Raw genomic sequence first — 25,743 nt, forward strand, 5'->3', positions numbered from 1 at the left:
CACATATCCCCGTCTACTCGACGCCGAGTACCTCTACCTCGTAGATGCTCCCACGGTACTTGCCGTCGTTGTCCACCGGCAGTTCGGTGAACCAGACGAGGACGTACTGACCGGAGGTCGGTGTCTCCAGCTCGATCGGCTGTTCACCGGTCACCGCACCGGACCAGACGGCCGGCATGGCGGCGTCCACCGCCTCCATCTCGCTGGGGTGCGAGGCCGCCTGGTCGCCGATCCGCACCTCGACGGTGTGGTCGGCGGTGGGCAGGTACAGGTTCAGCCCGTGGACCTCACGGCTGGAACCCAGGTCGACCAGGAGGCCGACCCCGTCCTTGGTGGTGCCCATGGGGTCGTTGTAACTCTCGGTCTTCCAGGGCTCCCCGCCGGTGTCCCCGTCGTGCGCCCTGTGCGCGTTGTTGCCGTGCTCGTCGCCGTCGCCGGCGGGCAGCGGGTCGTACCCCTCGGCACCGGAGATGTCGAGAAGTACCGTTTCGACGGTCTCCTCTCCGCCGGCCTGCTCGCTGCCGTCGCCGCTGGGCTGGGCCTCGTCGTCGTTGCGCATGTTGGAGCCGAACATCCAGGCGCCGGTGACCACGGCCGCGAAGAGCACCACGGCGAGCACGCCGATGATGATCTTCTGCGGCGATCCCTGTCGCTCGGCGGCCCGGCGGTCCATGCGCGAGGGCGCGGGGCGCTCGCTCCGCATGGTCGCGGCGGACCGCGGTCCCGTCCCGTTGCGTGAGGAGCGGCGCGGGCCGGTGGAGCCGAACTCGCCGGTGCGCCGTGAGGTCCCGGGCTCGGGCGGCGGGGCCGCCTCGGCGGGGGCGACGGGCAGCGGGATGAGCCGGGGTACGTCCGCCATGGCCGCGCAGAACTCGCCCGGCGAGGTGATCGCCGGGCCCGGGACCACCTGGCCCACCAGGTGGGGCAGGGCGGCGCGGGTGGTGATGGAGGCCAGGGGTTCGCCGACGCCCTGGCGGATCTGGTTCGCCGGGTAGGGGCCGGAGGGGCCCTGGGGGGCCGGGGGCAGGCTGTTCTGCGGCCCACCCGGCCAGGTGCCGGTCAGGGCCGCGTACAACAGGTTGCCCAGCCCCTGGGCGTCGATGGCGGCCGGGTCGGCGACGGGGGCGCCCAACAGGGCGGCGTCCACACCGATACCGGTGACCTTGACCGCTCCGCCGCTGCTCCACATGAGCTTGCTCGGCGTGAGACACAGGTGGTACAGGCCGCCCGCGTGCGCGGCGGCGATGGCCTCGGCCGCCTCGGCGACCAGGCCGGCGGCGCGTTCGGGGTCCAGGGGACCTTGGGACAGCAGGTCGGCCAGGGAGGAGCCGACCACCCACTCCTCGACCACGTAGGGGATGGGAGGAGTGTCGTCGGCGTCGAAGACCTGGGTGACGCGCGCGTCGGGGATGCGGCTGGTCGCTCGGGCCGCGCGGACCACTTCGGACGTGCGCGGGAAGCCGTCGGCGAAAGTCCACACGGCCACGGGCCGTGCGAGTGTCTCGTCGGTGGCCTTCCAGCGGGTGGCCCCACCGGTCTCGCTCACCACCTGGTCAAGGCGGTACCGGTTGGCCAGCTTCGCCCCGGGCTCGATCAGGAAGGTGCTCATGATGGGAGTGACGGGTGCCAGTGCCGGTGCCCGGCGCGGTCCGTGTCGCGATCCTGTGGGGATCGGTGCGTCACGGGGTGCGCGTGCAGGGGGTATCGGCCCTGTCTGCTGTCCCCAGCCTCCCTTCGGGCAGCTCGGATGAACATTGTGGTAGCGGTCAAGCGATGCTCGTCCATGCTAGGACGCCTGAACAGCATCTTTGGAGGACAACGGGTGTCCGTTCACCTTCTGGGACGTAGCGGCCCTGGGGCGCCCAAGGCCATCCATTCCCGGTGATCAGCGACGTCGCAGTCGGGTCTTGAGCAATTCGAGGAATGATGTGACTTCGGTCACATTGAGGAACTTGGCACTGACCACGAACAGTACGCCACCCACGACACCTCCGAGGACCATCGACGCGAGTCCGGGCCAGAAGTCGCCGGGCAGCCCTTGGAACACGTGGATCATCGCGATTCCGAAGACGGCCGAGGGGACCGTGGCCAGGTGCAGCTTGAACAGGGTGACCGCCGTGTGCCGCCCGTCCAGGCCGTTCAGCCGCTTGTGCAGCATGTACCACATGATGATCGCACCGACGATGTAGTAAAGCCCGTAGGGGATCGGCAGTAGCACCACCACGTGCTGTGGTTCCACGACGAACAGCAGGGCGATCGCGGTGGTCGCGTGCGCGATCTCCGACGGGATCGCCACCAGGGCCGGGGTGCGCGTGTCACCGAGCGCGTAGAACACCCGCATCTGGAGCTGGAACAGGGTGAACGGGATCAGCATCACGCAGAAGACCATGAGGATGCGACCGATCGCGGCGGCGTCGGCGGTGCTCGTGCTGCCCTGCGCGTAGATCATCACGCAGAACGGGATCGCGAAGACGATCATCGCCACCGAGATCGGCACGATCAGCACCGAGGAGAGCCGGAAGCCCCGGGAGAAGTCGCTGCGCACCTGGTCCTTGCGGCCGGCCGCCACGTGCTCGCTCATCCGCGGCAGCAGCGCGGTGATCACCGAGACGGCGATGATCGCGTACGGGAGCTGGAACAGCATCGAAGCGAACTTGTACGCCGCGATGCCCGAACCCGACTCGAAGCCCAGCTCGGCCGCCCGGGTACCGGCGCGGGAGGCCACGTTCGTGGAGACGAGGGCGCCCAACTGGGCGACGACGATGTAGAGCATCATCCACGAGGCGGCCTGGGCCGCCTCGCCCAGCCCCGCGCCCCGCAGGTCCAGGCGGGGGCGCCAGCGGAATCCCGCCGCGGCCAGCGCCCACAACAGCACCAGCGCCTGGACGACCTGACCGGCGGCCGTGCCCAGACCCAGCAGAATCAGCTCATCGGAGGTCACCGTGTCCGGAGTGCGGCCGGGCCCGGCGATGTGCAGGAACCAGACGCCGATACCGATGATCACCACGTTGTTGAGCACCGGGGCCCACATCGGCGCCCCGAACCTGCCGCGCGCGTTGAGCATCGCGCTGGCCAGACCGCTCGCACCGATGAAGAAGATCTGGGTGACCAGGTACCGCGCCATGATCACCGACACCTCGAACTGGGCGCCGGTGAACTCGCCCGCGTAGATGCGGATGAACCACTCCGACAGCAGCACCGAGACCACGGTGATCAGGAGCAGCGAGACCAGCATCAGCGTGACCAGCCGCTGCTCCGTCTTGTTCCCTCCGTCGACGTCCAGCCTGCGCCGTTTCACCAGGAACGGGACGAAGACACTGGCCAGCAGACCGCCGATGAGCAGGTCGTAGACCATGTACGGGACCATGCCCGCCACCTGGTAGGCGTCGCCCAGCATCTGCGTGCCGATCGCCGCCGCCAGCACGATGGTGCGGACGAACCCGGTGGCGCGCGAGAACACGGTGCCCAGCGCCATGATCGCGCTGGACCTGGCGAGGTTGCCCGGGGCGGTGTGGGTGCTACCGCCGATCTCGTCGCCGTCCTCCATGCCGGCGCGGTCGGCGGTGCCCAGGTCGCCGATGTCGCTCGGGTCCCGGCGCGTGGTCAGCCCGGTCTCGGGCTCGGTCGCCGGTTCGTCGCGCTCGTAGACGTCGAGGACGTCCTCGGGCATCACCATCTGGCGACGGCGCCGCTCCCCGGAGGCCCGCTCTCCGGGCCTCGTACCGGAATCCTGCTCGTGGGGGTCTTCGCTGGACACCGTGGTCTCGTCCTTGTCTCGTGGAGCGGGGGCGGTATCCCGGCGGGGGTCAGGGCCGGGAACGTCGATGCGGGATCAACGACGCAGGCGGCCGCGGATCAGTTCCACCGCGGCGCTCAACTCCGGGACCCGCAACAGCCGGGCGGCCACGAGGAAGAACAGCGCGCCGAGAAGGCACCCGGCCGCGGGGGCGCCGAGGTAGGTGAGCAGGCCGGGGCCGACGTAGGTGTCGAAGAGCCAGAGCACACCGAAGCCCGCCGCGATGCTCGGGACGACGGCCAGGTGCAGGCGCAACAATGTGCCCATGATGTGCTTTCCGTCAAGCCCTCCGATACGGCGGCTCAGCACGGTCCCGGCGATGACCAGACCGGACAGGAACGAGAACATGAAGCCCGCCGCGACGCCCACGACCACCTGCTCCGGAGGCAGGAACAGGTAGGACACCAGCGCGAGAGCGGCGTGTACGGCCAGGTTGGCGATGGCGATCATCGCCGGGGAACGGGTGTCCCCCATGGCGAAGAACACGCGCAGCATGAGCTGGAAGATCGTGAACGGCACCAGCCCGAGCGACATCACGGCCAGGATCTGGCCGATGTTGGCCGCGTCGGCCACCGAGATGGACCCGCGAGCGAACGCCAGGATCGACAGCGGTTGGGCGAACAGGGCGATCGCGAAGGCCATGGGCACCAGCACGAACGCGGAGATCCGCAGGGTCCGGGAGAAGTCCGACCGGACCGCGTCCCAGTCGTGGTCGTCGGCGTGCGCGCTCATCCGGGGCAGGAGCACCGTGATGAGGGAGACCGCGATGATCGCGTACGGGAGCTGGAACAGCTGGTAGGCCAGGTTGTAGGCGGTGATGCCGGCACCGACGTCGCGCCCCTGCTCGATGGCGGTGACGTTGGCGGCGTTGGCGATGTTGGTGGTGATCCACAGCCCCGCCTGCGTGAGCAGGGTGTACATCATCATCCAGCCGGCGGTCCTGAGGGCCTCGCCCAATCCGGAACCGCGCAGGTCCAGGCGGGGACGCCAGCGGTAACCGGTGCGCGTCAGCGCCACGAACAGCACCAGGGCCTGGAGGACCATGCCGGCGGCCGTGCCGGCGCCCAGGAGGTTCAGCTGGCCGTCGGTGACGGTGCTCGGGGTCTGGCCGGGACCGGCCATCCACAGGAACACGCCCGCCACGGACATGATCACCAGGTTGTTGAGCACCGGTGCCCACACGGCGGCGCCGAAGTACCCGCGGGTGTTGAGCATGGCGCTGAGCAGACCGCTCAGGCCCACGAAGAAGATCTGCGACAGCAGGTAGCGGGCCAGGTACACCGACACGTCGAACTGGTCCCCGGTGAACCGGGAGCCGTACAACCAGATGAGGAACTCGGCGGCCGCGATCGCCACGGCGGTGAGCAGGAACAGCGCCACGAACGTGGTGGTGAACAGTCGGTCCTCGGTCGCCTTGCCGCCGTCGGCGTCGCGCTTGCGCCGCTTGACCAGGAACGGCACGACGACGCTGGCCATCAGGCCGCCGATGAGCAGGTCGTTGAGGATGAAGGGGATCGTGTGCGCCGTGTGGTAGGCGTCACCGAGCAGGTGGGTGCCGATGGCGGCGCCCAGCACGATGGTGCGGGCGAAGCCGGTGATCCGGGAGGCCATCGTGCCGATCGCCATGATGGCGCTGGAGCGCATCATGCCGCCGCCGGTGTCCGACGCCGTTCCGCCGTCACCGCCTCCGTCGTCGCCCCCGTTCCGGTCGTCCCCGGGGGAGGGGACGCCGGGAACGGCCGGTTCGGGCAGTTCGCCCTCCTCGAACGAGGGGACGGGGCCGCCCGAGGGGCGGATCGGGCTCTCACCGGGGAGAGGACCTTCGGGCTGGGAGGAACGACGGCGGTGTTTTCCGCCATCGTTCGGGGAGTCGGTGACCACCGTGGATCAGGCTTCCTTTCGTCCGACTGGGAGGACCCGGCGGGACCGGGCCGTCGGCTCCGCGTTCGGCCGGGTCGGGCCGTGTCCGAGGCGCGCGGGGCGCGTCGACACGGCGACGTGATGATGTGTCGACATGGCGCCCTGTCGCCGAGCGGTCATGTCGATCGGGGGATCGGAGGGCTCACGACCCTTCGCCGCGCGGGGGCGCGGTGTCCCCGTCGGGCGTCCTCGTGTCGTCACCGGGTGCCCCGTCCTCCTGAGAGGGCGTGTCGCCCCCCTCGGTTCGCGGGCCCGGGTCGGCTCCGTCGGCGTCCGTGTCCTCGTCCGCGCCCTCCGGGGAGGCGCCTCCGGCGGGGGTGTCCCCCTCGGGGGTCTCCCCGGCGGCCCGCTCGGCCTCCGCCGCCGCCCGACTCCGACGGACGATCCACCTGCGCAGGGCGCGCGGGGCCAGGGCGGCGATGAGGATCAGCGCGCCGACACCACTGATCAGCAGTGCCTGGGTGCCCAGACCGGTGGCGTTCACCGGAAGCTGGACGGCCTGGCTGTTGATCGGTTCGCCGGCGGAGTTGTGCAGGCTGGCGTGCACCACGGTGCGCCCGTTGATCCGGGCCGACAACGGCACGTACACCGTGGTCTTGGCCCCCGGGGCGATCTCGAAGTGGGTGTCGTACTCGCCGATGCTCAACCGTTCGGCGTTCTCGGAGAACACCGACAGGTGCACGTAGACGGACTGGTCCTCAAGGTCGTTGGCGACCAGGATGCCGGTGATGCCGGTCCGGCTGGCGAGGGTGACGTCCTCACCGGGGATGATGCGCACGTCCCCCAGACCGTCGTCGACCTTCGCCATGACCAGGGAGCGCATGTTGCCGGCCACGGCCTCCTCATCGCGCCAGTGCACGGACTCCAGGCGCACCAGGGCGGGCCGGAACGGGTCCTCGTCCTCCACCAGGATGCTGTTGAACATCCGCACGTCGCGGCTGACGTCCTCGACCAGGCCCAGGTAGGTGGAGCCGAGTTCGTTCTCGGCCGCGCGGTCGGGGTAGTTCAGCGAGCCGCGGACGTCCTCCCACTCCTCCTCGGCGGGCGGTTCGATCTCGTCCAGGCGCTCCGCGGACAGCCAGGGCAGCTCGTCCGTGGCCGCGAGCACGCCCTCGGCGAACTCCCGGCTCGGGTCCCACCCGGAGTCGGGGGAGGCCACGATGACCCGGTCGCCGCCCACGTTCTCACCGGCGATCATCGCGGTCTCGGCGACGAACCGCCGCAGTGCCAGAGCGGTCTCCTCCGGGGTGTCCGTGGGCATCGACAGGATCTCGGTGATGCCCTCGTCGGCCACGAGCGCGATCGGCTCCTCGTCGGAGTCGCCCTCCGAAACGGGCAGCGGGGCCTGGGCGGTGGGGGTGGTGGGAAGCAGGCTCTGGACGGGCAGCGCGTCCTCGGTCAACAGGAAGCGGGTGGCCCCCTCTTCGGCGAAGAGGGTGTGCACGGCGCCGTCCATCAGCCCTTCGGCGGGGAGGGCGAAACGTTCGTCGGCGGGGCTCCCCAGCGCCCGTTCGACGGCCTCCCGGCCGATACGGAACGAGGCCTCGGCGTCGCCGTCCATCTCGTTGCGGAGCAGGGCCGCCAGGTCGGGGGAGGCGTAGGGGGTGGCCACGACCGTGTCGAGGGACAGCACGCGGCGCGCCTCGCGCAGCCACACCTGGGCGGCGACGTCGGCCTGCACGCTCTCCCGGTCCGGGTCGGACCCGGCGGGCACGGTCAAGGGGTCGTTGACGACGTCGTGTTCGTCGGCGGCCATGCGCAGGATGTCGTCGAGGGTGCCGGGGTCGACGGCCCAGGTGACGGGCACGCCCTCGGTACGGGACGGGTCGGTCTCCTCGGACTCGTTCTCCTCCTCGCCCTCCTCGCCGTTCTCCTCGCCCTCGTCCTGATCATCGGTCTCGGCCTCGGTCTCGTCCTGGGGCACCGGACCGGCGGTCTCCTCGGCGGTGGCCTCCTCGTCGAGGGGGGACTCGGAGGGTTCGGCGTTCAGTCCGAGGAGTTCGACGAGGTCCTCGTCGCCGGGGGCGAAGGACACCGGGGTCTGGGCGCCCACGGACAGCAGCCGGCCCAACCGGCCCTCCTCCGCGACGGTCGTCGACAGGCCGTCGCCGAGGAAGGTGTCGTCGTCCGCGCGCTGGGGCGGGGCCATCAGCGGCCACACCCAGGCGATGTCGACGGCGGGCGGGTCGTCCTCGTCGCCGACGTAGGGGAGGAAGGTGTACCGGGCGCCGATCACGGCGCCGTCGCCGTCGACGGCCTCGATCACCAACGGGTAGACGCCGTAGGAGCCCAGACCCAGCTCCTCGGCGGGCACGCTCAACGAATACGAGTGGCCGGTGCCGGGGGGCAGTTCGTCGGTGATCTCGTCCTCGGGGCCGGGCGCGTCGGGCTGCCAGCCGTCGCCGGAGGCGAAATCGTCCAGGGCGTCGCGGTCGACGAAGGGGTGCTTGGAGTACCGCACGCGGACGGTGACCTCGCGCATGCTCTCCGAGGTGGTGTTGGTCACCTCACCCGAGATGCGCAGAGTGTCCTTCTCGTCGAGGGCGTCCGGCGTGATCCGCTCGACGACGAGCGGCTCGGCGCCGTCCGAGGGCTCGGCCGGGACGGCCGACGCGGACGTGGCCGGGAACGGAAGCAGCGCGGTGGCCAGGGCCATGACCACCGGCACGGAGGTGATTCGACGCAACGCTTGACCGGTTTCCTGATTCGGGTCCAGAGGGCCGACCCGCCGGGATCTCGTCGCGAGGGCGGGAACGGTCGGGGTGCCCGCACGGCGCACACGACGTTCGCGGGTCGGGTGGACGCGGAGAACACGACCATCGCGCTCCACCACTGCACCCGAAGATACCGTCTCCCTCACATCCGGGGTCTGGCGAGGACCTTCGTGGGACGTGTCGTCGGGACACGATCGCACATCGAACGGGCGTGTTCGGGCGTTCGGACGACCGAGCCGTGCCCCGCGCGCCCCGGCTGCCGACGCCCCGGAAACGATTCGCGGTTTGCTCGCGGGGCCGCCTAACCTGCGTTGTGTGCCGAACACAGAGTCTTCGAGTGAGAACGACATCATGCCGACCACGGCGGGTGCGCCGACCCCCGCGCAGCTGTCCGCGATAGCCGAACTGGTCGAGTCGTCCCGTCCCGTCTCGGATGGACTCGGCGGTCGGTTCGCCGAGCACGGGAAGGAACTGGCCCTGGTCGGCGGCCCCGTCCGGGACGCCCTTCTCGGTCGGCCGTCCCATGACATCGACCTCACCACCGACGCCGTGCCCCAGCGGGTGCTGGAACTGGTCGACGGCTGGGCCGACTCGGTGTGGACCGTGGGCATCGACTTCGGCACCGTCGGACTGCGCAAGAGGGATCTCCAGTTGGAGATCACCACCTACCGCAGCGAGTCCTACTCTCCCAAGTCCCGCAAGCCCGAGGTGGCGTACGGCACGGAGATCGAGGACGACCTGCTGCGCCGCGACTTCACCGTCAACGCCATGGCGGTGCGCCTGCCCGCCGGGGAGTTCGTCGACCCCTTCGGCGGCCTGGCCGACCTGCGGGCCGGGGTCCTGCGCACCCCGGGCAAACCCGAGGACTCCTTCAGCGACGACCCTCTGCGCATCATGCGGGCCGTGCGGTTCGCCGCCCAGCTCGGTTTCGAGCTCGCCCCGGAGGTCGCCGACGCGGCCGGGGACATGGCCGATCGGCTGACCATCGTCTCCGCCGAGCGGGTCCGGGAGGAGCTGACCAAGCTGATGCTCAGCCCGGACCCGAGCCGGGGCATCGGGCTCATGGTCGACCTGGGCATCGCGCCCTACGTCCTGCCGGAGGTCCCCAAGCTGCGTCTGGAGATCGACGAGCACCACCGGCACAAGGACGTCTACGAGCACTCCCTCACCGTCCTGGACCAGGCCATCGAACTGGAGCGTTCGCGAGGGCACGAGCCCGACCTGGTCCTGCGCCTGGCGGCGCTGCTCCACGATGTCGGCAAGCCCAAGACGCGCGCCTTCGAGGGGCCCGGACGGGTGACCTTCCACCACCACGAGGTGGTGGGCGCCTCCATGAGCCGCAAGCGCCTCACCGCGCTGCGCTTCCCCAAGGACGTCATCTCCGACGTCGCCGCCCTGGTCGGGCTGCACCTGCGCTTCCACGGATACGGCAAGGGGGAGTGGACCGACTCGGCGGTGCGCCGGTACGCCCGCGACGCCGGTCCGCTGCTGGAACGGCTGCACATCCTCACCCGGGCCGACTGCACCACCCGCAACCGGCGCAAGGCGGCGGCCCTGGCCCGTTCCTACGACGACATCGAGCGGCGCATCGAGGCCCTCGCCGAGCAGGAGGAGCTGGACCGCATCCGGCCCGACCTGGACGGCAACGAGATCCAGGAGATCCTCGGCCTCAGGCCGGGGCCGGAGATCGGCAAGGCCTACCGCTACCTCCTGGAACTGCGCCTGGAGAACGGGCCGATGGAGAAGGAGGCCGCGATCGAGGAACTGCGCGCCTGGGCCGCCGAGCACCTGTCCTCCTGACCCTTGGACCCGCCCGCCACCGTCCTCGCCGGGGGGTCCGCGGACGCGGGCCCCTTGGCCGTGCCCCGGAATGATCCTCCGAACACGGACTAGGGCCGGCCGGGCTTGACGGCGGTGACCGCCATCGCCATCCCGAACACCCGCAGCGGCGTCCCCTCCAGCACGTCCGACAGGGACCGGAGGGGGCGCGGGCGTCGGTCGAAGGCCGGCATCAGGTAGTCGATCGCCCGCACCCGCAGGCCGACCCCTCGCAGTAGTCGGCCCATCTCCTGGGTGGTGAACGCGCGGACGTCGGACATCCGCCCGTGCAGCGGGGGCACCCACGGCAGGAACGGAGCGGTCAACGCCGGCATGCGCCGATCGCCCCACAGCACGCCGTGGGTCTCGAAGGGGAACCACCGGTTGGAGGTGGTGAGCGAGAACGCCCCGCCGGGTTTGAGGACGCGGTGGATCTCGCCCAGCGCCGACCCCAGGTCATCGATGTGCTCGACCACCTCGAACGCGGTGACACGGTCGAAGGTGTTGGGATCGAAGGCGAGCGAGTCGGCCGACATCTTGTGAAGGCCGATCCGATCCTCCAACGGGGTGCCGGCGATGCGCTCGGCGAACAGGTCCAACCGCTGCGGCTCCAGGTCGATGGCGTCGACCCGCACGTAGTCGTCGGCGATCTCGACGGTGTGGGCACCGTCGCCACAACCGATGTCGAGCAGTCGGTCCCCCCGGACGGGCAGGTGCCGCGAGACGGCTCCGACCCGTTTGGCCACTCCGCGTCGCCCGAAGGCGCCGGAGGGATCACCGATCCCCGGCCCATCGTTCATGGCACACCATCTCTCCGCATCGACGAGTCCTTGGCCGGGACACTACAGCAAGTGATGGATTGATCACGGAAGGATCGATCGCTGTATGGACATGTCGACACCCCGGCTTCGGAGTCCGGCCGTCCCGCTCAACAGGCACAGGTGGGGGCGCCCTCGGGGGCGGTCAGCGGGTCGGCCGGGGAACGCCGGGCCCCATCGGCGGTCTCCACCGCGAAACCCTCGCGGATCCAGTACTCGATGCCGCCCGCCATCTCCTTGACGCGGTATCCCAGACGGGCGAACTCCAGGGCGCCCTTGGCGGCGCCGTCGCACCCCGGGCCCCAGCAGTACACGACCACCGGTCGGGACGGGTCGACGAGCGCGGCCGCCTCCGCGGCGATCCGGGTCCTGGGCAGGTGTACCGCGCCGGGCACGCGGGCCTGGTCCCAGGCGACGTCGGCGCGGGTGTCCACCAGGGTGAAACCCGGGTCCCCGGTCGCCATGGCGGCACTCACGTCGGACACGTCGGTGTACAGGGCCAGACGCGCCGAGAAGTGGGCGACGGCCTCGGAAGGGTCGGCGAAACGCGATGTCATCATGTCGACAAGGCTAGATTCGGGGACCGATCGGGGAACAGGTGTGATCCACGGTCTCACCTTGTTCCGACCGTGGAACACGCGGTATATCCCTTTCATGACCGACGTATCCCTGGACGAGACCGATCTGCGCCTGTTGGCCGCCCTCCAGGCCGATGGCCGGGCCGGGTACGCCGAGCTGGCCCGGACCGTTGCCATGTCCGCCAGCGCCGTCGCCGAACGCGTGCGCCGGTTGGAGGCCGCCGGCGTCATCTCCGGTTACACCGCCGTCGTCGACCCCGAGCGGTTGGGGTTCACCGTGTCCGCCTTCGTCCGCCTGTCCTACCCCAACGGCAACCACAAGCCCTTTCACGACCTGCTGGCCACCACGCCCGAGATCCTCGAAGCCCACCACATCACCGGTGAGGACTGCTTCCTGCTCAAGGTCCTCGCACGTTCCATGCGTCACCTGGAGGAGGTGGTGGGTCGCGTCGCCACCCTGGGCGCGGTCACCACCAACGTCGTCTACTCCAGCCCGCTCACCGGGCGCGCGCCCACCGAGGCGCGAAGGGCGTGACGGCGGTCATTGCGCGGATCGGACCTTCGGCATGACACTGGCGCGATGAGCCTGACCACCTGGTACCTGGAGATGACCGACCTCGGTGACCTGCGCCCCGCGCGGGAGCCGGAGGGCGACGTACGGTTCGTCCGTGTGGGGATCCCCAGCCCCGCGTTCAGCCGGTTCCTCTACGAGCGCGTCGGCGGTGACTGGCAGTGGGTCGACCGCCTCACCTGGACCCCGGAGCGGTGGAGGGCCTGGGTCGACCGCCCCGCCGTGGAGACCTGGGTGCTCTACCAGGACGGGGCCCCCGCCGGCTACGCCGAGTTGGAGGCCCAGGACGACGGCGCGGTCGAGATCCTCTACTTCGGTCTCATGCCCGGCTTCCTCGGCCACGGGCTGGGCGGGCACACGCTCACCCTCGCCCTGCGTCGCGCCTGGGACCTGGCAGACCGGCTCCCCGGCCGGGAGCCCACCCGCCGGGTATGGCTGCACACCTGCTCCCTCGACGGCGAGCACGCGCTCACCAACTACCGCGCGCGGGGCCTGGAGATCTACAGGACGACACACGAACAGGTCGACACGTCGACCAAGGGGCGTGTCGCCTGAGACCCGCTCACGCCTCCGTGGTCTCGGGCAGCGCGACGGTGACGCGCTCCCTGAGGGACCAGACCAGGCTCGCCGCGAGGTAGACGGCGGCCATCCCGATCACCACGGTCGCCCCCGCCCCCGAGGGCGGCACCAGAGCCGCGGCCAACGCCGCGCCGAGCACGAACGTGGCGTTGAAGAGCACGTCGTACACCGAGAACACGCGGCCGCGGAAGGCGTCGTCGACATGTCGCTGTACCAACGTGTCGACGGTGACCTTCACCCCCTGGGACACGAACCCCAGCACGAACGCCGCCACCGGGAACAGCACGGGTGAGAACGGCAGGGCGAAGAGCACCAGCGCCACCGCCGCCGCCAGCAGCTGGAGTCGGATCCACGTCCCCGGCGTCATCCGCTTCGTCGCCCACGGGGTGGCCACCGCGCCGAGGAAGAACCCGATCGCCAGCACCGCCGCCGCCACGGAGAACCCGGCCAGGCCCGCCACCCCGCCGCCGGTGAACGTGTTGTCGTACAGCAGCAGCGTCATCAGCGAGGAGATCCCGAACAGCGTCCGGTGCAGCCCGATCGTGGCCAGGGCGTCCCGGGCCGGCGGGCGCGACCAGATGTGCCGCACCCCGGCGACCATGCCGCGCACCGATCCCCGCACGGCGTCCCGCACCTCAGCGGGTTCCCGCTCCATGTGGGGGCCCAGCTCCCGGTACCCCAGGGAGAGGGAGACCAGCCCGGCGCCGACGAAGCCGAGAGCGGCGGTCACCAGGACGACGCCCGTACCGAGCGCTCCGGCACCGCCGAGCACCCCGAGCACCAGACCGGCTCCGGTGCCCAGTGAGCTCGCCACGGTCCCACAGGTCGGCGTGACGGCGTTGGCCATCATGAGCTGTTCGCGCGGCACCACGTACGGCAGCCCCGCGGACAGCCCGGACAGGAAGAACCGATTGACACTCAACACCAGGAGCGCCGCGACGAAGAAGGCCGGGCCCTCGCCCCCGGTCACCACCACCGCGCTGACCACCGCCAGCGCGGCCTTGGCCAGCGCGGACAGCAGGAGCACCTGGCGGCGCGGCCACCGGTCGATGAGCACCCCGGCGAACGGCGCCACCACCGAGAACGGCAGGAGCAGCACCGCGAAGGCCGTCGCCACGGCGGCCGCGCTCGTGTGCTGCTCGGGGTTGAAGAAGACGAAGCCGGCCAGGCCCGCCTGATAGACCCCGTCGGAGAACTGCGAGACCAGCCGGGTACCGAAGAGCCGGCGGAACCGGGAGCCCTGGAGAACCGTGCGCAGATCGCCGAAGAAGGACACGCCACCAGGGTAGGGCGTGCCCGGGGCCGGGCCGGCCCCGGGCGTCCGCCCCGCGCTACTCGCCCGCGATGAAGCGCTCGACCGCGTCGTGCGCCTCGGCGTCGCTGTACTGCTCGGGCGGCGACTTCATGAAGTAGGAGGAGGGCGCGAGGATCGGGCCGCCGACGCCGCGGTCCTTGGCGATCTTCGCGGCGCGCACCGCGTCGATGATGATGCCCGCGGAGTTCGGGGAGTCCCAGACCTCCAGCTTGTACTCCAGGCTGAGCGGCACGTCGCCGAAGGCACGACCCTCCAGGCGCACGTACGCCCACTTGCGGTCGTCCAGCCACGGCACGTGGTCCGAGGGGCCGATGTGCACGGCACCGGCCTTCAGCTCGTGGGGGATCTGCGAGGTGACCGACTGGGTCTTGGAGATCTTCTTGGACTCCAGGCGGTCGCGTTCGAGCATGTTCTTGAAGTCCATGTTGCCGCCGAAGTTCAGCTGGTAGGTGCGGTCGACGATCACACCGCGGTCCTCGAACAGCTTCGACAGCACCCGGTGGGTGATGGTCGCGCCCACCTGGGACTTGATGTCGTCACCGATGATCGGCACGCCGGCCTCGGTGAACTTGGCGGCCCACTCGGGGTCGGAGGCGATGAACACCGGCAGGGCGTTGACGAAGGCCACGCCCGCGTCGATCGCGCACTGGGCGTAGAACTTGCCGGCCTCCTCCGAGCCCACGGGGAGGTAGGAGACGAGGACGTCGGCCTCGCTGTGCTTGAGGGCGGCGACCACGTCCACGGCGTCCTCGGGGGACTCCTGGATCATCTCCCGGTAGTACTTGCCGAGACCGTCGTAGGTGGGGCCGCGCATGACGGTGACGCCGGTGGGCGGCACGTCGCAGATCTTGACGGTGTTGTTCTCACTGGCCACGATGGCGTCGGCCAGATCGTGGCCGACCTTCTTGGCGTCCACGTCGAAGGCGGCGACGAACTCGATGTCGCGCACGTGGTAGGGACCGAACCGAACGTGCATCAGGCCCGGGACCCGGGAATCGGGGTCGGCGTCCTTGTAGTAGTGCACGCCTTGGACGAGCGACGCCGCACAATTGCCGACGCCCACGACGGCTACACGTACCGAACCCATTGGTCCTTGCTCCTTCTCGTTCGCGAACATGGATGCCACGGCGCGCGACGGCGCCCCCGTGCCCTGGGGCCGGTGGGGGACGGCCGCCCCGCGTTCGTTCTCCGTATGTGCTCAGCGGTTCGCACGGTGTTTCTGTTCCCGACCCGGACGGTCGGGCGGGGGAGGAACATGCGTCTCCGCCTGTTTTGTTCGGATATGACTCTATCTTCGGTCATCCGGGGAACCGCATGTCACGCCGGGTGACACCATCGTTCCGCAAGCGTCGGCACCCTTCCGTGTCCGTCCCCTCCTCCGTCGCGTCGCGCGCGAAATGTCACACACCCCCTCCATTCTGCGCCGACACCGCCTCGACCTTCCCTGGTGATACCGACCGGTGTTCGGTTCCATGGCCGCGAACAGCGTGAACGGTACGAGGCAGGCGGTACGTGGTGGATTGTTCCGCCGCACGCGGTACTCTCGCGCGTGGGTTGTGCTATACCGGCTCCTCGCCTTAACGTGACCTGTGATTTGCGTGTGATGGCCGGTACAGCTCCCCGCCCCGCCCCCGACACGATGGACATCGGCCGACACCTACGGGGCTGAGGTCCCTACCGGCCGAGGACCAGGAGGATGCAGCGGCCGACGTCTTCGTGACCTGTTGAAAACCTTCGCCCCGACCGGGGCGTCCTTTTATCAAGCCTTGAAGCACGGGCGACGGTGACGGGGTTCGGGCAAGGCCCCGCCCCGTCACCGTGGAACAGGTCGCGGACCACCGATCCCCCAGGGGGACCGTCCCCCCGTTCCACCAAGGAATCGTCAGGCCGACCGGCCGCGAAAGGCAATCGAGGACCACGTGAGTACCGAACGACGACGGAGCGCCGATGACGGCCGTCGCCGGGCCGACGGCCCGGCGAACGGCCCCGGCGGCAACGGCGGGAGGCGCCGGGCCGAGGGCCCGCCGCCCCGGGAACAACGTGCCGGAGGGCGCCGATCCCCGGATGCGGAGAATGGTTTCTGGGGGGAGGAGGACCGTCCGAGGCGTCGTCCCCCCGCCGATGACGCGCGCCCCGAGGACCGGGGCGGCCGCCGTAGGGCCGAGGGTGAGCGTCCGCGCCGCCCGGAGGGCCAGGGGCAGCGCCGCCGCCCGCCCGAGGACGACCCGCGTCGCCGCGGTGAAGGCCCGCGCCGCCGGCCTCCGGCCGACGGCGAGCGACCCCGGCGCCGCCCGGAGGACGCCGAGCACGGTGCCCGCTCCGAGGGCGGCCGACGCCGGCCGCCGCAGGACGGTGCCCGCCCCGGCGGCCGTCGGCGTGCCGAGGGTGGTCCGCGCGACCCCCGCGACCGTGAGCACGGTGCCCGCTCAGAGGGCGGCCGACGCCGTGCGGCCGCGGCCGCCGGCGGTGGCGGACGCGGTGGGGGACGTGGCGGCGGTGGACGCCGCCGCGAGGAGGGGCCGGACGACCGCCCCTGGTGGAAGCGCTTCCTGTCCAAGGCCTGGAAGCCCGCGCTGGCGGTGTTCGGCCTGATGATCATCGGCGGTGTGGCGGCCTTCGCGCTCCTCTACGCCCAGGCTCCCGACCCCAAGGATCTGGACGCGAAGGAGGACGCCATGCGGTCGGCCACCCAGATCTTCTGGGAGACCGGCGACGTCGCGGTCACCACCGGCGAGGTCCGCCGTATCGAGGTCCAGTACGAGGACATCCCGCCGCACGTCATCGACGGCATCATCGCCGCCGAGCAGCACACGTTCTTCGAGGACCCCGCGATCAGCATCATGGGCATCGGCCGTGCCCTGGTCTACCGCGGCGAGGCCGGCGGCGGCTCGACCATCACCCAGCAGATGGCCCGCAACTACTACAGCGACCTCGACGGCTACGGCACCATCGAGCGCAAGATCCGCGAGATCTTCATCTCCATCAAGCTCGGCCAGAGGATGGAGAAGGAGGAGATCCTGGAGCGCTACGTCAACACGATCTACTTCGGCCGTCAGGCCATGGGGATCGAGATGGCGGCCCGCCAGTACTTCGACAAGAGCGTGACGGAACTCGACGAGGCGGAGGCCGCCTACCTCGGCCTCGTCATCCAGATGCCGGCCAACTTCGAGAACTCCCAACTGGGTCCCTGGACCGAAAAATACCTCCACGAGGAGCGCTGGCCCTACATGCAGGGACAGCTGGCGGCCATGAAGGAGGAGAACGGCCGTGGGCTGTCCAAGGAGGAGGCCCAGGCCCTGGAGATCCCCCCGACGACCCAGTGGGGCCCCAGTGCCGAGGGCGAGGAGTCCGAGGAGGAGACCGAGGACGAGTTCGACCCCAAGCCCGGCTACGTCCGCGACGCCGTCATCACCGAACTCGTCGAGCGCTACGGGCTCACCTCGGAGCAGATCGCCACCAAGGGCTACAAGGTCGAGACCTCCCTCAACCCCGACCTCATGGACGCGGCCTACTCCGCGTTCGACACCCTGCCCGGACATCCGGAGGACACCCGCAAGGGTCTGACCGCGATCAACCCCGCCACCGGCGAGATCGTGGCCTTCCGCGGCGGTTCCGACGTGGGCGTCCAGTTGAACCAGTCCCTGGTGGAGCGCACCCAGGCGGGTTCGTCGTACAAGCCCTACGTGCTCGCCGAGGCGCTCAAACAGAACATCAGCCTCAGGACCCTGATGAACGGCGACTCGCCGCAGAACTTCGCCGGTCTGGAGAGCGAGGTCAAGAACGCCGACGGGAAAAGCCACGGGGCGGTCGACCTCGTCGAGTCCACGATGCACTCCTACAACACCCCGTACGTGCAGCTCGCCGAGAAGGTGACCCCGGTCAAGGTCGACGAGACGGCCGTCGCCGCGGGTGTGGACCCGGAGCAGATCAAGACCTCCACCCAGGGGCCGCTGATCGCCCTGGGCACCCACCAGGTCAGTGCCCTGGACCAGGCCACCGGCTACGCCACCTTCGCCGCGCAGGGTCTGCACCGCCCCGCCCACATGGTGACCAAGGTGACCAGCAAGGAGGGCACCGAGGTCCAGCCCAACGACGTGCAGGAGATCGAGACCGGGACCCGGGCCATGAGCGCCGACGTCGCCAACGACGTCACCTACGCACTGACCGAGGTCGTCGCGAACGGCGGTGGTTCCAACGCCGCGCTGCCCGACGGTCGCCCGGTCGCCGGCAAGACCGGTACCTCCTCCGGCGCCATCTCGGCCTGGTTCGTCGGCTACGTGCCCCAGCTGTCCGTGGCCGTGGGCCTCAGCCGCGAGGACGCCAACGTCGGTCTGGAGTTCGACGGCATCGCCAACAGCGATGTGTACGGTGGCCGTACCTCGGCCACGGTGTGGAACGCGTTCATGGTCCAGGCCATCGAGATCATGGAACTGGAGCCGCAGAACTTCCCGCCGGCCGCGAACGTCGGCACGGACCAGAGCTTCGCCCCCTCGCCGAGTCCCGATCCGACGCCGTCCGCGAGCGACTCCCCGGAGGAGCCGAGTGACGATCCCACCCCGGACGTCCCGTGCGACCCGAACGACGTCGACCCGAACAACCCCAACTGCGCCGGGTTCCCGACCGAGCCCGACTGCGAACGGTTCGACTTCGAGTGCCCGGGCGATGACGGCGATAACGACGGGGAGAGCCCGGGTCCGGAGGACTGCTTCGGTCTCCCCCTGGACGACCCCTGCTGGTCCGGTGATGACGATGGTGACGACGGCAACACCGGCCGCCCCGGACAGGACCAGAGTCAGAACGGCCGGGTGGTCATCCTCGGCTCGCGTGACGACTGATCCGACCGCCACATGAGAGGGGGCCGGCGCGCATCGCGCGCCGGCCCCCTCCGCGTTCTCCACAGGTGAGGCGGATCGCGGATTCCGGTCTTCGGCTGCTGGTAACCTTGGTTCCCGTATGGCTCTGAGCCCGCACCTCCCGCGCCCACGCGCGGGACATCCCGGCGGGCTCCTGCCCTCCTGCCATGGAGATTCCATGGCCGCGACAGTCCAGAGGAGGAACGTACGCCTATGCGTCGTTACGAAATCATGGTCATCCTCGACCCGAACCTCGACGAGCGCACCGTCGCCCCGTCGCTGGAGAACTTCCTGTCCGTCGTGCGCAACGACGGCGGCTCGGTCGAGAAGGTCGACATCTGGGGCAAGCGTCGGCTCGCCTACGACATCGAAAAGAACCCCGAGGGCATCTACGCCGTGATCGACCTGACGGCCGAGCCCGCCACGGTCAAGGAGCTGGACCGCCAGCTCGGTATCGCCGAGGCCGTGCTCCGCACCAAGGTCATCCGGCCCGAGGTCCACTAGCGGCTCTCGCCCGCACCCCCTACCTCTGATCCTCGGCCTCCCCACCGTCTGTCGGTGGTGGAGCGGATGATCGGGGGAGCAGGCGAAACCGCCTGATCCGATCTATCTCGAACCGGAGCCCTTTCATGGCAGGCGAAACCCAGATCACGCTCGTCGGCAACCTCGTCGACGATCCTGAACTGCGCTTCACTCCCAGTGGAGCCGCGGTCGCCAACTTCCGCGTGGCCTCGACGCCGCGCACCTTCGACCGCGCGTCGGGGGAGTGGAAGGACGGCGAGTCCATGTTCCTCACCTGCACCGTCTGGCGGCAGTACGCGGAGAACGTCGCGGAAAGCCTCCAGCGCGGTATGCGCGTGATCGTCCAGGGGCGGCTCAAGCAGCGCTCCTACGACACCCAGCAGGGTGAGAAGCGCACCGTCTTCGAGATCGATGTCGACGAGGTCGGCCCGGCTCTGCGCAGCGCCACCGCCAAGGTGACCAAGACGCAGCGCCAGGGCGGCGGTGGCGGTTTCGGCGGGGGCGGCGGTGGCGGTTTCGGTGGCGGCCAGCCTCAGGGCGCGAGCCCGCAGGGCGGCGGCTACGGGAACCAGGGCGGTGGCTTCGGCGGCGGCCAGCCTCAGGGCGGCGGCCGCAGCGGTCCCCCCGCCGACGACCCGTGGGCGAACAACGGCGGCGGCAGCGGTGGCGGTGGCGGTTTCGGCGGCGGCTTCTCCGAAGACCCGCCGTTCTAGACCGTCCGGACCACCGGTCGCACAACGCATCACCCCGGCCCGGCGCCCCAAGGCGCCGAGTCCATGTACACACGTCCTCAGACCATCCCCGGGTGGACCCCGGGGCTCTTGCGAAGGAGCACCACGATGGCGAAGCCGGCAGCGCGCAAGCCCAAGAAGAAGGTTTGTTTCTTCTGCCAGGAGAAGCAGTCCTACATCGACTACAAGGACACCACGCTTCTCCGCAAGTTCATCTCCGAGCGCGGCAAGATCCGCGCCCGCCGTGTGACGGGTAACTGCACCCAGCACCAGCGCGACGTCGCGACCGCGATCAAGAACGCGCGCGAGGTGGCCCTGCTGCCCTACACCAGCACCGCTCGCTAGCGGGGATTCTCCGAGGGAGGTTTTTGTCATGAAGCTGATCCTGACCCACGAGGTCAACGGTCTCGGAGCCCCCGGCGATGTCGTCGAGGTGAAGAACGGTTACGGCCGCAACTACCTGCTTCCCCGCGGGTTCGCCATCCGGTGGACGCGCGGCGGTCAGAAGCAGATCGACCTGATCCAGCGCGCCCGCTCGGCGCGCGACATCCGGACCCTGGACGAGGCCAAGCAGGTCGCCGGCCGGGTCTCCGCGCTCAACGTGCGCCTCAAGCAGCGCGCCGGTGAGGGTGGCCGTCTCTTCGGTTCGGTCACGCCCGCGGACATCGCCGAGGCCGTCAAGGTCGCCGGTGGTCCGGAGCTGGACAAGCGTCGTATCGAGGTCAAGAACCCGATCAAGTCGGTCGGCGCCTACAAGGTCCAGGTCCGCCTGCACCCCGAGGTCGTCGCCACGATCAATCTGGACGTCGCCGGCGTCTGATCCGGGCGTTCCGCTCGTGCCCGACGGGCCCCGTTCCTCCGTGGAGGAACGGGGCCCGTCCTGCTTTCCCGACGCGGGTGGCCAACACGCCGGGGCCCCACGAAAGCCACCCTTTGACTACTCTTTGTAACCTATCGTGTTCTCTGTGTTGATGTCGCGTGGTGCGACGCTCCGCACTGAGAGGACGACGGGCCGATGAACGGACGACCGGAGTACCCACCGGACCGCAGGACGGTCCTCAAAGGTACGGTGCTGGCGGCCGGGGGCGTACTCCTCGGCGGACTGCTGGGCCTCACCCCCGCGGACCGGGCCTGGGCCGCCGCCATGCCCAAGGTGTACACCCGGGCGGACTGGAAGGCCCGCAACCCCAGGAACCGCATCGAGGTCCGGCCGCAGGGGCCCACCCACATCGTCGTGCACCACACGGCGACCGGGAACGTCTCCGACACCTCGACCTCGCACGCGGCGGCGTTGTCCCGCTCCATCCAGCGGTACCACATGGACCACAACGGGTGGAGCGACACGGGTCAACAGCTCACCATCAGCCGCGGCGGGCACATCATGGAGGGTCGCGACCGCACCCTCCGGGCGATCGCCGACGGCGGGCACGTGATCGGCGCGCACACCGCCAACCACAACTCGCACACCATCGGGATCGAGAACGAGGGCACCTACTCCACGGTGGCCCCGCCGGACGCGCTCATGCGCTCCCTGGTGGACACCTGTGTCTGGCTGTGCCTGGTGTACCGGCTGGACCCGGAGAAGGCCATCGTCGGGCACCGCGACTACAACGCGACCAACTGCCCGGGGGACGAGCTGTACGCGATGCTCCCGCGGTTGCGCGAGGACGTCACGTCCCGGCTCAGGGAACAGCTCTCGCACCTCAGCCGGGTGACGGGGGTCGAACTCACCCTGGAACAGCTGCCCACCTATCCGCCCGCCCCGACCTCCGAGCGGGTGGCGACCTTCTACCACGGGCCGGCGGTCGGCGACCTCGACGATTCCCTCTGATCCGGGCGGACCCGGGATTTCCGCGTCTCCGGGACTCCCGGGTCAGGGCCTGGTCGCGCCGGTGACCAACCAGGCCCCGCCCCGGGCCCGGTGCCCCAGGGCGACCGCGCGGGCGAGGATCCACACGCCGTAGGCGCCCCACAACCCGATCAGACCCCACACGGGGGTCGTCCCCAAGGAGGGGACGACCAGGGCGAACGGCAGGAAGACCAGCATCGTCCACAGGGAGGCCCAGGCCAGGTACCGCTGATCCCCGGCGCCCATGAGCACCCCGTCCAGGACCATGGTCACCCCGCTCAGGGGTTGCAGGAGGGCCACCACGATCAGGGACGCGGTGATGAGCGCGCGCACCTCCGGATCGGAGGTGAACGGGATCCAGGCCCAGGGCAGGATCACCAGCACCAGGACCGTGAAGGCCAGGCCCGTCATCACGCCCCACTCGACCATGCGGCGGGTGGCGTCCCTCGTCCCCTGGACGTCACCCGCGCCCAGGTAACGGCCGACGATCGACTGCCCGGCGATCGCGATCGCGTCCAGGGCGAACACCAGCAGCGCCCAGATGTTGTGGGAGACCTGGTGGGCGGCCACCGGCGCGTCGCCGAGCCGGGCCGCGACGGCCACCGTCACCAGGGCCACCACGCGCATCGAGACGCTGCGCAGGAACAGGGCGAACCCGGCCGAGGCCGAAGCGCGCAGCCCGGCGGCCGTCGGCGCGAGGGAGACCCCCGCGGCGCGGGCGCGGCGGACCATGGCCGCCACGTACCAGAACGCGCTGCCCCCCTGGGCCAGCACCGTCGCCCAGGCCGAGCCGGCCATGCCCTGGTCCAGGACCAGTACGAGGATCGCGCACAACACCGCGTTGGCCACGTAGGAGGCGACCGCGACGACGAGCGGGGTACGGGCGTCCTGGAGGCCGCGCAGTACGCCGGTGCCCGCCATGACGATGAGCAGGAACGGCGTGCTCAACAGGCTGACGCGCAGATAGGTCAGGGCGTGGGGGGCGACCTCGGGGGAGGCGCCGAGCAGGTCCACCATGGCCGGTCCGAGCGGCCAGCCGATCACGATCGCGGCGACACCGAGGAGGACGGCCAGCCAGAGCCCGTCGATACCGTCCCGGATGCCGCCGGGGATGTCGCCGGCGCCGAACTTGCGGGAGACCGCCGCGGTGGTGCCGTAAGCGAGGAAGACGCAGACCGCCACCAAGGTCAGCAGGACCTGGCCGGCGATGCCCAGCCCCGCCAGGGCCTCGGTGCCCAGGGTGCCGACGATCGCGGAGTCGGTCAGCAGGAACAGGGGCTCGCTGACGAGGGCGAAGAACGTGGGGATCGCGAGGGCGAAGATCTCACGGTCGTGGCGGTGCCGGAACGGCGCGGCGGAGAGCGGTCTGCGCATGACCAGGCCACGGTATCGGACAGGCGTTCCCATGAGGACGTGAAGTTATCCACAGGCCCTGAGATGCCTGTGGATAACCTGTGGAAATCGGCCCTGTGAGACATGTTGCACACCTGGGTAGCGAAGCATGTTTTCGCAGGTCAACACCGATAAGAGGGGGCGTGTACGAAGTTATCCACAGGTTATGTGCACAATGGGTCGGAGAAACCCCTGCGGACCGGGCCGAACGGGTGCTAGAAGGCCTGTGGACGACTCCGCCGGCGGCGTCTTCGGCACCCTTCATGAGGCATCCTGGAAGGGTCGGTCCCGACCCGGGGTCGGTGGAGCACGGCCCAGGGGAGATTGTTCGTGAGCGTCGCTGAGCAGCCACCCGAAGAAGGCGGCGGATACGAGCGCACGCCCCCTCACGACATCCAGGCCGAACAGAGCGTGCTGGGGGGCATGCTCATCTCCAAGGACGCCATCACCCAGGTCGTCGAGATCATCCGCTCCGCGGACTTCTACCGTCCGGCGCATCAGATCATCTACGACGCCGTCGTCGACCTCTTCTCCCGCGGTGAGCCCGTCGACGTCATCTCCGTCAACGCCGAACTCACCAAACGCGGCGAGGTCACCCGGGTAGGCGGCGCCCTCTACCTGCACACCCTCACCGAGGCCATCCCCACCGCAGCGAACGCCGGTTACTACGCCAAGATCGTCTCCGACCGCGCCATCCTGCGCCGTCTCGTCGAGGTCGGCACCCGCATCGCGCAGATCGGCTACGCCGGCGACGGTGAGGTGGACGACCTCGTCGACCACGCCCAGGCGGAGATCTACAAGGTCGCCGAGAAGCGCACCGGCGAGGACTACGTCGCCCTGGCCGACATCATGCCGGGCGCCCTGGACGAGATCGAGGCGATCTCCTCCCACGACGGCACCCTCACGGGCGTCCCCACCGGCTTCGCCGACTTCGACGCCCTCACCAACGGACTCCACCCGGGCCAGATGATCATCATCGCCGCCCGACCCGCCGTCGGAAAATCCACGCTGGCCCTGGACTTCGCGCGGGCGGCGTCGATCAAGAACGATCTGACCTCGGTCTTCTTCAGCCTGGAGATGGGGCGCAACGAGATCGTCATGCGCCTGCTCTCGGCGGAGGCCCGGGTGCCGCTGCACACCATGCGCTCGGGTCTGATGACCGACGACGACTGGGCGCGGCTGGCCCGGCGCATGGGCGAGGTCGCCAACGCGCCGCTGTTCATCGACGACTCGCCCAACATGTCGATGATGGAGATCCGGGCCAAGTGCCGCCGGCTCAAACAGCAGCACGATCTCAAGCTGGTCATCGTCGACTACCTCCAGCTGATGAGCTCGCCCGGCCGGGTGGAGAGCCGCCAGCAGGAGGTCTCGGAGATGTCCCGATCCCTCAAGTTGCTGGCCAAGGAGTTGGAGGTGCCCGTGGTGGCGCTCTCCCAGCTCAACCGCGGCCCCGAACAGCGCACCGACAAGCGCCCGCAGGTGTCGGACCTCCGTGAGTCCGGATCCATCGAACAGGACGCCGACATGGTGATCCTGCTGTACCGCGAGGACGTGCACGACAAGGAGTCGCCGCGCGCCGGCGAGGCCGACATCATCGTGGCCAAGCACCGTAACGGCCCCACCGCCGACGTCACCGTGGCCTTCCAGGGCCACTACAGCCGCTTCGTCGACATGGCGCCCGGCTAGGGCGTGTCCCGCGGACACCCGTTCCGCTCGGCACAGGCCGAGAGGGCCTCCGGTGGCGGTGTGGATCGTGACATCCGCACCGACTCCGGAAGGCCCTCGACGGCCCACACCGCCCACGCCGAAATCACACCCGTAGGCCGCCTCGCGTCGGCCCGCCGCCTGGTCGAGGACGGCCGACCACCGCGCCGTGCCGCCGAACGCTTCCGGGTCGGCCCCACCACCGCCCAACGGTGAGCCGGGCGCGGGCCCGGGGCGGCCGTCGACGAATCGGTGCGGGGGGCACGGCCATGACCGGCGTGTGCACGATGGCCTCCTCTCGGGGACGTGGCCCGGGTACGGACGGGTGTCCTGCCGAGCCCCGACCCCTCACGGGACACGGTCGGGGCCTGGGACGCCCTCTCCGGCCTGTCCACGGCGGTCTCGCGGGTGCCCGCCCGGCGGTCACGGCACGCCCCCGCCGAGGGGCTTCGGGAGGACGAGGGGAGCGGCCGGCCGGGAGCGGTCCCGTCGGCGAAGGGCACGGCTTATGCTGTATCAGGTCGGTCTTTTCGGACACCGAAAGAGGGGTGTGCCGGTGTCCGACACACCCCCTGGTTTCGGT

20 protein-coding genes are annotated in these 25,743 nt (G+C 70.1%); 11 read left to right on the forward strand and 9 right to left on the reverse strand.

Annotated features, from left to right (window positions below; all coding sequences use genetic code 11):
* Positions 1-13: 13 nt before the first annotated feature.
* The 4 genes from PWG71_RS18735 to PWG71_RS18750 all read right to left on the reverse strand — a co-directional run bounded on the left by PWG71_RS18735 (position 14) and on the right by PWG71_RS18750 (position 8,402).
* A complete protein-coding gene (locus PWG71_RS18735) occupies positions 14-1,609 on the reverse strand; it encodes a protein kinase family protein (RefSeq protein WP_274811129.1) in 1,596 nt (531 codons plus the stop codon).
* 276 nt (positions 1,610-1,885) lie between these two features.
* Entirely contained in the window at positions 1,886-3,676 is a 1,791-nt protein-coding gene (murJ, locus tag PWG71_RS18740; RefSeq protein ID WP_274811242.1) for a murein biosynthesis integral membrane protein MurJ, read from the reverse strand.
* A gap of 156 nt (positions 3,677-3,832) precedes the next feature.
* Positions 3,833-5,677 carry a murein biosynthesis integral membrane protein MurJ gene (gene murJ, locus PWG71_RS18745; protein WP_274811130.1) on the reverse strand — a complete coding sequence of 615 codons (1,845 nt, stop codon included), beginning with the start codon at positions 5,675-5,677 and terminating at the stop codon, positions 3,833-3,835.
* A 181-nt stretch (positions 5,678-5,858) separates the two neighbouring features.
* Positions 5,859-8,402 carry a DUF6049 family protein gene (locus PWG71_RS18750; protein WP_274811131.1) on the reverse strand — a complete coding sequence of 848 codons (2,544 nt, stop codon included), beginning with the start codon at positions 8,400-8,402 and terminating at the stop codon, positions 5,859-5,861.
* A 343-nt stretch (positions 8,403-8,745) separates the two neighbouring features.
* Between PWG71_RS18750 and PWG71_RS18755 the strand changes: the two genes are divergently transcribed.
* Complete coding sequence (locus PWG71_RS18755; protein ID WP_446725052.1) at positions 8,746-10,230, forward strand: CCA tRNA nucleotidyltransferase; 1,485 nt, start codon at positions 8,746-8,748, stop codon at positions 10,228-10,230.
* Between the two features lie 89 nt (positions 10,231-10,319).
* Here the strand turns inward: PWG71_RS18755 and PWG71_RS18760 are convergent, their stop codons facing one another.
* A complete protein-coding gene (locus PWG71_RS18760) occupies positions 10,320-11,048 on the reverse strand; it encodes a class I SAM-dependent methyltransferase (protein ID WP_274811132.1) in 729 nt (242 codons plus the stop codon).
* Between the two features lie 128 nt (positions 11,049-11,176).
* Positions 11,177-11,626: a rhodanese-like domain-containing protein gene (locus tag PWG71_RS18765; protein ID WP_274811133.1), complete on the reverse strand. Its 450-nt coding sequence runs from the start codon at positions 11,624-11,626 to the stop codon at positions 11,177-11,179.
* 94 nt (positions 11,627-11,720) lie between these two features.
* On the opposite strand from PWG71_RS18765, the gene PWG71_RS18770 reads away from it, so the two are divergent.
* Positions 11,721-12,179, forward strand: a complete 459-nt coding sequence (locus PWG71_RS18770) for an Lrp/AsnC family transcriptional regulator (protein WP_274811134.1) — start codon at positions 11,721-11,723, stop codon at positions 12,177-12,179.
* Positions 12,180-12,224: 45 nt separating this feature from the next.
* Complete coding sequence (locus PWG71_RS18775) at positions 12,225-12,770, forward strand: GNAT family N-acetyltransferase (RefSeq protein WP_274811135.1); 546 nt, start codon at positions 12,225-12,227, stop codon at positions 12,768-12,770.
* Between the two features lie 7 nt (positions 12,771-12,777).
* Here PWG71_RS18775 and PWG71_RS18780 read toward each other — a convergent pair whose 3' ends face one another.
* The gene (locus PWG71_RS18780; protein WP_274811136.1) at positions 12,778-14,070 is read right to left on the reverse strand and encodes an MFS transporter; all 1,293 of its coding nucleotides are present in this window, start codon (positions 14,068-14,070) and stop codon (positions 12,778-12,780) included.
* A gap of 55 nt (positions 14,071-14,125) precedes the next feature.
* Positions 14,126-15,196, reverse strand: coding sequence for an inositol-3-phosphate synthase (locus PWG71_RS18785; protein WP_274811137.1), 1,071 nt, complete (start codon positions 15,194-15,196; stop codon positions 14,126-14,128).
* 832 nt (positions 15,197-16,028) lie between these two features.
* On the opposite strand from PWG71_RS18785, the gene PWG71_RS18790 reads away from it, so the two are divergent.
* The 6 genes from PWG71_RS18790 to PWG71_RS18815 all read left to right on the forward strand — a co-directional run bounded on the left by PWG71_RS18790 (position 16,029) and on the right by PWG71_RS18815 (position 22,046).
* On the forward strand, positions 16,029-18,944 hold the full coding sequence (locus tag PWG71_RS18790) for a transglycosylase domain-containing protein (RefSeq protein WP_274811138.1): 2,916 nt from the start codon (positions 16,029-16,031) through the stop codon (positions 18,942-18,944).
* Positions 18,945-19,175: 231 nt separating this feature from the next.
* A complete protein-coding gene (rpsF, locus tag PWG71_RS18795) occupies positions 19,176-19,466 on the forward strand; it encodes a 30S ribosomal protein S6 (protein ID WP_274811139.1) in 291 nt (96 codons plus the stop codon).
* Positions 19,467-19,591: 125 nt separating this feature from the next.
* Positions 19,592-20,197: a single-stranded DNA-binding protein gene (locus PWG71_RS18800; RefSeq protein WP_274811141.1), complete on the forward strand. Its 606-nt coding sequence runs from the start codon at positions 19,592-19,594 to the stop codon at positions 20,195-20,197.
* Between the two features lie 126 nt (positions 20,198-20,323).
* Positions 20,324-20,560, forward strand: coding sequence for a 30S ribosomal protein S18 (gene rpsR / locus PWG71_RS18805; RefSeq protein WP_073381321.1), 237 nt, complete (start codon positions 20,324-20,326; stop codon positions 20,558-20,560).
* Positions 20,561-20,588: 28 nt separating this feature from the next.
* Complete coding sequence (rplI, locus tag PWG71_RS18810; RefSeq protein WP_274811142.1) at positions 20,589-21,035, forward strand: 50S ribosomal protein L9; 447 nt, start codon at positions 20,589-20,591, stop codon at positions 21,033-21,035.
* Positions 21,036-21,230: 195 nt separating this feature from the next.
* Positions 21,231-22,046, forward strand: a complete 816-nt coding sequence (locus PWG71_RS18815; protein WP_274811143.1) for a peptidoglycan recognition protein family protein — start codon at positions 21,231-21,233, stop codon at positions 22,044-22,046.
* Between the two features lie 42 nt (positions 22,047-22,088).
* Here the strand turns inward: PWG71_RS18815 and PWG71_RS18820 are convergent, their stop codons facing one another.
* Positions 22,089-23,438, reverse strand: coding sequence for an MATE family efflux transporter (locus PWG71_RS18820; protein ID WP_274811144.1), 1,350 nt, complete (start codon positions 23,436-23,438; stop codon positions 22,089-22,091).
* 348 nt (positions 23,439-23,786) lie between these two features.
* On the opposite strand from PWG71_RS18820, the gene dnaB reads away from it, so the two are divergent.
* Both dnaB and PWG71_RS18830 read left to right on the forward strand, forming a co-directional pair.
* Positions 23,787-25,142, forward strand: a complete 1,356-nt coding sequence (gene dnaB / locus PWG71_RS18825) for a replicative DNA helicase (protein ID WP_274811145.1) — start codon at positions 23,787-23,789, stop codon at positions 25,140-25,142.
* Between the two features lie 60 nt (positions 25,143-25,202).
* The gene (locus tag PWG71_RS18830) at positions 25,203-25,376 is read left to right on the forward strand and encodes a hypothetical protein (RefSeq protein WP_274811250.1); all 174 of its coding nucleotides are present in this window, start codon (positions 25,203-25,205) and stop codon (positions 25,374-25,376) included.
* Positions 25,377-25,743 lie beyond the last annotated feature (367 nt).

This window comes from Nocardiopsis sp. N85 (assembly GCF_028882275.1).
In the GTDB taxonomy this organism is placed as follows: domain Bacteria; phylum Actinomycetota; class Actinomycetes; order Streptosporangiales; family Streptosporangiaceae; genus Nocardiopsis; species Nocardiopsis lambiniae.

What these genes read in the sequence shown, in the direction of transcription:
- PWG71_RS18735 (WP_274811129.1), bottom strand. Translation starts at nt 1,609, where the DNA reads ATGAGCACCTTCCTGATCGAGCCCGGGGCGAAGCTGGCCAACCGGTAC.
- murJ (WP_274811242.1), bottom strand. Translation starts at nt 3,676, where the DNA reads ATGGTGATGCCCGAGGACGTCCTCGACGTCTACGAGCGCGACGAACCG.
- PWG71_RS18760 (WP_274811132.1), bottom strand. Translation starts at nt 11,048, where the DNA reads ATGAACGATGGGCCGGGGATCGGTGATCCCTCCGGCGCCTTCGGGCGA.
- PWG71_RS18765 (WP_274811133.1), bottom strand. Translation starts at nt 11,626, where the DNA reads ATGATGACATCGCGTTTCGCCGACCCTTCCGAGGCCGTCGCCCACTTC.
- PWG71_RS18770 (WP_274811134.1), top strand. Translation starts at nt 11,721, where the DNA reads ATGACCGACGTATCCCTGGACGAGACCGATCTGCGCCTGTTGGCCGCC.
- PWG71_RS18775 (WP_274811135.1), top strand. Translation starts at nt 12,225, where the DNA reads ATGAGCCTGACCACCTGGTACCTGGAGATGACCGACCTCGGTGACCTG.
- PWG71_RS18785 (WP_274811137.1), bottom strand. Translation starts at nt 15,196, where the DNA reads ATGGGTTCGGTACGTGTAGCCGTCGTGGGCGTCGGCAATTGTGCGGCG.
- rpsF (WP_274811139.1), top strand. Translation starts at nt 19,176, where the DNA reads ATGCGTCGTTACGAAATCATGGTCATCCTCGACCCGAACCTCGACGAG.
- PWG71_RS18800 (WP_274811141.1), top strand. Translation starts at nt 19,592, where the DNA reads ATGGCAGGCGAAACCCAGATCACGCTCGTCGGCAACCTCGTCGACGAT.
- rpsR (WP_073381321.1), top strand. Translation starts at nt 20,324, where the DNA reads ATGGCGAAGCCGGCAGCGCGCAAGCCCAAGAAGAAGGTTTGTTTCTTC.
- rplI (WP_274811142.1), top strand. Translation starts at nt 20,589, where the DNA reads ATGAAGCTGATCCTGACCCACGAGGTCAACGGTCTCGGAGCCCCCGGC.
- PWG71_RS18815 (WP_274811143.1), top strand. Translation starts at nt 21,231, where the DNA reads ATGAACGGACGACCGGAGTACCCACCGGACCGCAGGACGGTCCTCAAA.
- PWG71_RS18820 (WP_274811144.1), bottom strand. Translation starts at nt 23,438, where the DNA reads ATGCGCAGACCGCTCTCCGCCGCGCCGTTCCGGCACCGCCACGACCGT.